Origin of the sequence: Citrobacter sp. Cpo142, from assembly GCF_030332425.1 — a bacterium.
GTDB classification, from domain to species: domain Bacteria; phylum Pseudomonadota; class Gammaproteobacteria; order Enterobacterales; family Enterobacteriaceae; genus Citrobacter; species Citrobacter portucalensis.
Genome location: NZ_JAOWHW010000137.1, coordinates 70,806 through 78,158 on the forward strand (window position 1 = coordinate 70,806; position 7,353 = coordinate 78,158).

Sequence of the window (7,353 nt, forward strand, 5' to 3'; positions counted from 1 at the left end):
ATGTCTGAACAACACGTACAGGGCGCTGACGCGGTAGCCGACCTTAACAATGAACTGAAAACGCGCCGTGAGAAGCTGGCGAGCCTGCGTGAGCAGGGGATCCCGTTCCCGAACGATTTCCGTCGCGATCATACCTCAGACCAACTGCATGCTGACTTCGACGCAAAAGAAAACGAAGAGCTGGAAGCGCTGAACATTGAGGTATCCGTTGCTGGCCGTATGATGACCCGTCGTATTATGGGTAAAGCATCATTCGTTACGCTGCAGGACGTTGGCGGCCGCATTCAGCTGTACGTTGCTCGCGATGACCTGCCGGAAGGCGTCTACAACGAGCAGTTCAAAAAATGGGATCTGGGCGATATCCTCGGCGCGAAAGGTAAGTTGTTCAAGACCAAGACCGGTGAGTTGTCTATTCACTGCACCGAATTGCGTCTGCTGACCAAAGCGCTGCGCCCGCTGCCGGACAAATTCCACGGTCTGCAGGATCAGGAAGCGCGCTATCGTCAACGTTACCTGGATCTCATCTCTAACGATGAATCCCGTAATACCTTTAAAGTGCGTTCACAGATTATGGCTGGCATCCGTCAGTTCATGGTTGCTCGTGGCTTTATGGAAGTAGAAACCCCGATGATGCAGGTGATCCCTGGCGGTGCGGCAGCGCGTCCGTTTATCACCCATCATAACGCGTTGGATCTGGACATGTACCTGCGTATCGCGCCGGAACTGTACCTCAAGCGTCTGGTGGTTGGCGGCTTCGAACGCGTATTCGAAATTAACCGTAACTTCCGTAACGAAGGCATCTCTGTTCGCCATAATCCAGAGTTCACCATGATGGAACTCTACATGGCTTATGCGGACTACAAAGATCTGATCGAACTGACCGAATCGCTGTTCCGTACGCTGGCGCAGAACGTTCTGGGAACGACTGAAGTGCCTTATGGTGAAGAAGTCTTCGACTTCGGTAAGCCGTTCGAAAAACTGACCATGCGCGAAGCGATTCAGAAATACCGTCCAGAAACCAACATGGCCGAACTGGATAACTTCGACTCTGCAAAAGCGATTGCTGAATCTATCGGCATCAAAGTTGAGAAGAGCTGGGGCCTGGGCCGTATCGTGACCGAGATCTTTGAAGAAGTTGCGGAAGCGCACCTGATTCAACCGACCTTCATTACCGAGTACCCGGCAGAAGTTTCTCCGCTGGCGCGTCGTAATGACGAAAACCCGGAAATCACCGATCGCTTCGAATTCTTCATCGGCGGACGTGAAATCGGTAACGGTTTCAGCGAGCTGAACGATGCGGAAGATCAGGCGCAGCGTTTCCAGGATCAGGTTAACGCTAAAGATGCGGGCGATGACGAAGCAATGTTCTATGACGAAGACTACGTTACGGCTCTGGAACACGGTCTGCCGCCGACTGCGGGTCTGGGCATTGGTATCGACCGTATGGTTATGCTGTTCACCAACAGCCATACCATCCGCGACGTGATCCTGTTCCCGGCAATGCGCCCGGTTAAGTAAGATGTGAAATGCCGGATGGCGGCTGATGCCTTATCCGGCCTACGTGGAGACGATTCGTAGGCCGGATAAAACGCGTTTGCGTTGCCATCCGGCAATCAATTACGGTTAGCAAACTCGCGCAATAATTCTCGTGCTTTATCATTCGATGCCTGCATTACCATCCACGGGCTAAAAGCCCACGGCGTCGCGTCAATCCCGCTTAAGACATCCTCAAGACTGCTCCACTGGCAATCCATCACTTCATCTGGGTTTAGCTGTAGCTCACTGACGATATGTGCGGCATAAACCGGGCACACTTCGTTTTCCACAATTCCACTCGGGTCTGTAGCGCGATAACGAAAGTCAGCATATACGGGGCTGAGCGAGTCGATGTCTGCACCCAGTTCGAAGCGAGCCCGGCGGACAATAGCGTCTTCGTGGGTTTCACCCAGCTGCGGGTGACCACAGACAGAGTTGGTCCAGACGCCAGGCCAGGCTTTTTTGTGCAGCGAGCGGCGGGTGACCAGCAGTTGGCCCTGCTCGTTAAATATCCAGCACGAGAAAGCGGAATGCAGGGGAGTTGTGGCGGTATGCGCCGCATATTTTTCCAGCGTTCCGCAGGGTTGGTCCTGCTCATTCAATAAAATGACATGTTCCTGTCGCATAGCGTCCACCATCAATCTTAAGCACCCATATTATATGCTTAATTAAGTCAGATTGATTAACAGAGGGTGTGAAATGCCAGGACCGACGGTTCGTTGCGCGATATGATTTGGCATCCGGTTTCTGGCTGCTATGATAAAGCGTCTGAAAATGTTGCGAGGTATTGTTTTGAGTGCAGGACGCCTGAAGAAAAATGGCCTGGGTATCGTGATGTTGCTGTGTGTCGGTCTGCTGTTAGCAGGGTGTTCCGGGAGCAAGTCGTCTGATACAGGAAGTTATTCCGGCTCCGTGTATACCGTGAAGCGGGGGGATACGCTATACCGTATTTCGCGCGCTACCGGGACCAGCGTGAAAGAGATCGCCCGCCTGAATAATATTTCACCGCCCTATACCATTGAAGTAGGGCAAAAACTGAAGGTCAGCGGTGGCGCGAAAACCAGTTCTAACTCAGGCAAAACAACCAAGAAATCCTCAACCAAAACGGCAGCGGTCAGACCGTCTTCGTCCGTACCGCAGTCTTCCTGGCCACCAGTAGGGCAACGTTGCTGGCAGTGGCCTGCCAGCGGTAAGGTGATCCTGCCTTATTCAACCGCGGACGGCGGCAATAAGGGCATTGATATCTCGGCTGCGCGCGGTACACCGATTTATGCCGCCGGCGCCGGGAAGGTGGTTTACGTCGGTAATCAGCTGCGGGGCTATGGTAATCTCATCATGATTAAGCACAGTGAGGACTACATCACTGCGTATGCGCATAATGACACCATGCTGGTGAACAACGGTCAAAACGTGAAGGCCGGGCAGAAAATCGCGACGATGGGCAGCTCGGATGCGACTACGGTGCGGCTGCATTTCCAAATCCGCTATCGGGCGACAGCTATCGATCCACTGCGTTATTTGCCGCCGCAGGGCAGTAAGCCAAAATGCTGACGGTGATTTAATCGCCAGTCAGTCGGTTAGTCCCTTGCCAAGAAGAGCGTAAGGTTTATAATCCCTTACGCATTTCGATGCGGGCGTAGTTCAATGGTAGAACGAGAGCTTCCCAAGCTCTATACGAGGGTTCGATTCCCTTCGCCCGCTCCAAACTCAAGTCTTCTGAAGTCTACCCAACTCAATTTTTCCTTGATAAATCAGCAGTTATAGCATTCTATTAGTCTATTGAACTCAATAATACTCCCCCAGGGTCAAGCTCAATGTGGGGGTATGGATGGGGGTATAATTGTACCCCATGCTGAGAGGTACCCCCAATGAAGTTAACTGCTCGTCAGGTTGAAACTGCAAAGCCGAAAGAGAAGCCCTACAAATTGGCTGATGGTGGGAGTCTTTACTTATTGGTTAACCCCAACGGTAAGAAATACTGGCGTCTGAAGTATCGTACGCCTGGAGGGGAAAATGTACTTGCGCTTGGTGTTTATCCTGCTGTTTCTTTAGCTGAAGCACGAAGCAAGCGTGAGGATGCTAAAAGAACATTAGCAGCTGGTAACGATCCTTCTCTCGAAAGAAAAATGGAGAAGCTCAGTCGCAAGCAGGACGCTGAAAACTCGTTTGAGGCTATCACTCGGGAGTGGTATCAGCGTCGCTATGATCGCTGGTCTGTCTCCTATCGTGAAGAGATGATGAGAACCTTTGAGAAGGATGTATTTCCTTATATCGGCCACCGACCAATCAAAGATATCAAACCGATGGAGTTGCTTGCTGTTCTTTCAAAGATAGAAACTCGAGGAGCAACTGAGAAGGTCCGTAAGGTTCGCCAGCGTTGTGGAGAGGTCTGGAAGTATGCGGTTGTGACTGGCAGGGCTGAGTACAATCCAGCTCCCGATCTAGCCAGCGCCGTAGCTCCCCATGAGAAAGAGCACTATGCTTTTTTGACCCAGGATGAACTGCCTGAGTTTCTTCGGACTCTGAACACCTATGCCGGTAGTGTGATTGTTAAGATTGCGATGCAATTACTTATTTTGACTGGAGTAAGGCCTGGGGAATTGAGGCAAGCGGAGTGGCAGGAGTTTGATTTTGAGCGGAAGGTTTGGAACGTACCAGCAGAGCGAATGAAAATGCGCCGACCTCATCTGGTTCCGTTATCAAGCCAGGCAATTGACCTGCTTAATCAGCTTAAACCCATGACGGGAGCAGGAGAGTTGCTGTTCCCAGGACGTAATAATCCTAAGAAACCGATGAGTGATATGGCATTGACTGTGTTGGTAAGGCGCATCGGCTATGCAGGACGCGTTACAGGGCATGGATTCCGCCACACGATGAGTACCATTTTGCATGAGCAGGGATTTAACTCGGCCTGGATCGAGCTACAGCTGGCTCACGTCGATAAGAACTCAATTCGTGGAACGTATAACCATGCTCAATATCTGGAGGGGAGGAGGGCGATGATGCAGTGGTATGGTGATTTTACTAGTAATTTAGGCAAGGAAGGGATTATTACAAGCTGAAATGTTGAAAGGCAGTCTCGAAAAGCAATTGCATTCGTCTGGGTACCTAGACGTCTGGATGGATGTAATTCAATATATGCTGCTAACTGCAATAGTTGAAAACCAGAGAAATAGTGGCTATTGCTACAAATTTTTTGCCTAAGTCAAAACTTGGTCTGCCTATACACTGATGCTATTTTAGACAAAACTAAATAAGGGAGGTAAGTATGTTTGAGGCGATCCAGCCATTGGATATATACAATAAGAACATCAACATACTGATTGGCTCAGGCGCTTCAGCAGACTTGTTCCCGACGCTGTCCCTAGCCATCAAGAATGCAGAGGGACGGCGAGAAACGATCGAAACGCTCGCCACACAGTTTGAAAACTCGCCAGAGAAGCGAACCGCGTTATTCATGCACTACTACAACACATGTATTTTTCCAGTGCAGACATTCAATCCAAGTTTCGTTACAACGAATAAAGGAAAAGAAAATCTCAAGAATTATGAGATTTTTTTAACAACCCTTTTGGGGTTGTTGGATAGAAGGAAAGACCTCAACCGCAAAATCAATATTTTTACCACAAACTATGATGGATGCCTGTCCCATACAGCTGACAGCCTTCTCATGAAGGGATCACATGATTTTGTGGTGAATGATGGTACCTCCGGATTTCACACAAAGCATCTTCATTCCAAAAACTTCAGTACGTTTCAATGTCAAACTGGAGTATTTGAACGAAGCAACTATGGCATCCCGCAGCTAAACATTATCCATCTTCACGGTTCGGTTTACTGGTCAAAAAGCGGTGATAAGATTGAAGTCAATTACCGCAATGATTTTAGTAACCTTTTGACAGAAGAGACACTCGGAAATTTAAATGGATATTCCGAATTTCTTGGTGTCGATGGCAACAGAACTGAAGGCATTCCATCCTTGGCATTCAGTCAAGACCAGATAGATATTTTCTGGGGGGAGTACAATAAGCTACCTATTGTCAACCCCACTAAGTGGAAGTTTTACGAAACTGTCTTCGAAGAACACTACTACCAGATGCTCAGGCTATTAAGCTATGAGCTTGAAAAACCAAATTCTATACTCATAACATTTGGCTTTTCGTTTGCTGATGAACACATTCTCAGACTTATCCAACGCTCCCTCTCCAACCCACAACTTCATACTTTTATTTGTTGTTATAGCAACAATAGTGCAAATAGCATGCGGGAAGAATTCAAATCTTGGAAAAACGTCCAAGTAATTGGGCCCGCTGAAGATATGAATATGGACTTCACCAATTTCAATAAATATGTTTTCTCACTCACGCCAGACACTTATGAACCTCCATTAAAAGCTGAAGAGGAGGATCTGATATGAGTATCATCGTAGGTGAGGTTATTGCAGTGAGTGGAGTGCGTATCTCCCTTCGAATTTTTGAAGACTCCAATCATGAGACTATTTTCTACGGAGGAGTTAAGTACAGAGGTATTTCACTTCGGGAGCACGTATCTATTCAGCGAGGCTTTATAGATATTGTCTGTCTTGTTGAAGGTGAATTTTTGGATGAGAAAAGGCTAGAGACTGATGCCGAGAAGGTCCAATATGTACGAAAAGTGGATGTTCGCCCCATTGGTTATATAGTAGATGATAAGTTTTTTGAAGGTGTGAAGTACATGCCGATGATCCGAGACAAGGCATCTCTACTCAGCGAACTTATGGTAGGGAAAATTTATGGGGCGGACGGTAAAACAGGTTTTTCTATTGGCTCTATGCTCAAGGAGAATGTACCCATCAACCTCCCATGGATGCGATTATTCAACAGCCATTTGGGCATATTTGGTAACACCGGGAGTGGTAAATCTAATACGCTAGCTAAACTTTATACTACACTTTTTAATGAGCGGCTCCAAGCATTACAGCACAAGAGCCAGTTCGTTATCATAGATTTTAATGGTGAATACACGGAAGATCAGCTACTACCAGCTAAGAATAAGCAAATCACAGTGCTGGACTCTAAAAAAGCAAAGCACAAATTCAAGATTGAAGGCGCTCATTTTTGGGATGTCGAAACCCTAAGCCTCTTGTTTCAGGCAACTACGAACACACAACAGCCATTTCTGCGTCGCGTTCTATCTGGTAAGGAAAAATTTAAAACTACGCCACTCAAAAGGTATTGACCTGCCCCCACGATTAGATACAACACTCAGTTAGTAACGTCGGAATCTTCATTCTCAGAATGACCCTTTCTCCAGCCCGCTGCAAATTCAGACGGTGTCTGATAATTCAGCGTGGAGTGCGGGCGGCATTCGTTATAATCCTGCCGCCAGTCATTAATAATTTTCCTGGCATGAACGATATCGCTGAACCAGTGCTCATTCAAACATTCATCGCGAAATCGTCCGTTAAAGCTCTCAATAAATCCGTTCTGCGTTGGCTTGCCCGGCTGGATTAAGCGCAACTCAACACCATGCTCAAAGGCCCATTGATCCAGTGCACGGCAAGTGAACTCCGGCCCCTGGTCAGTTCTTATCGTCGCCGGATAGCCTCGAAACAGTGCAATGCTGTCCAGAATACGCGTGACCTGAACGCCTGAAATCCCAAAGGCAACAGTGACCGTCAGGCATTCCTTTGTGAAATCATCGACGCAGGTAAGACACTTGATCCTGCGACCGGTGGAAAGTGCGTCCATGACGAAATCCATCGACCAGGTCAGATTGGGCGCCGCCGGACGGAGCAGCGGCAGACGTTCTGTTGCCAGCCCTTTACGACGTCTTCTG

General features: G+C 48.3%; 6 protein-coding genes, 1 tRNA gene and 1 pseudogene. 6 read left to right on the top strand and 2 right to left on the bottom strand.

Annotated features, from left to right (window positions below; all coding sequences use genetic code 11):
* The gene (gene lysS / locus OGY18_RS20115; RefSeq protein ID WP_063940917.1) at positions 1 to 1,518 is read left to right on the top strand and encodes a lysine--tRNA ligase; all 1,518 of its coding nucleotides are present in this window, start codon (positions 1 to 3) and stop codon (positions 1,516 to 1,518) included.
* Positions 1,519 to 1,613: 95 nt separating this feature from the next.
* Here lysS and idi read toward each other — a convergent pair whose 3' ends face one another.
* Entirely contained in the window at positions 1,614 to 2,162 is a 549-nt protein-coding gene (gene idi / locus OGY18_RS20120) for an isopentenyl-diphosphate Delta-isomerase (RefSeq protein ID WP_003825528.1), read from the bottom strand.
* Positions 2,163 to 2,328: 166 nt separating this feature from the next.
* Between idi and actS the strand changes: the two genes are divergently transcribed.
* From actS to OGY18_RS20145, 5 genes are all read left to right on the top strand, one after another.
* Positions 2,329 to 3,087: an amidase activator ActS gene (actS, locus tag OGY18_RS20125; RefSeq protein ID WP_032945492.1), complete on the top strand. Its 759-nt coding sequence runs from the start codon at positions 2,329 to 2,331 to the stop codon at positions 3,085 to 3,087.
* Between the two features lie 79 nt (positions 3,088 to 3,166).
* A tRNA-Gly gene (locus OGY18_RS20130) sits at positions 3,167 to 3,240 on the top strand.
* Between the two features lie 164 nt (positions 3,241 to 3,404).
* Entirely contained in the window at positions 3,405 to 4,598 is a 1,194-nt protein-coding gene (locus OGY18_RS20135) for a tyrosine-type recombinase/integrase (RefSeq protein WP_000778549.1), read from the top strand.
* A 206-nt stretch (positions 4,599 to 4,804) separates the two neighbouring features.
* Positions 4,805 to 5,953, top strand: a complete 1,149-nt coding sequence (locus tag OGY18_RS20140; protein ID WP_000460992.1) for an SIR2 family protein — start codon at positions 4,805 to 4,807, stop codon at positions 5,951 to 5,953.
* Entirely contained in the window at positions 5,950 to 6,753 is an 804-nt protein-coding gene (locus OGY18_RS20145; protein ID WP_286554167.1) for a helicase HerA domain-containing protein, read from the top strand. The genes OGY18_RS20140 and OGY18_RS20145 overlap by 4 nt, the downstream gene beginning before the upstream one ends.
* A gap of 26 nt (positions 6,754 to 6,779) precedes the next feature.
* On the opposite strand, the pseudogene OGY18_RS20150 reads toward OGY18_RS20145, so the two are convergent.
* Positions 6,780 to 7,353: pseudogene (locus OGY18_RS20150) on the bottom strand (IS3-like element ISSen4 family transposase); the annotation flags it as partial.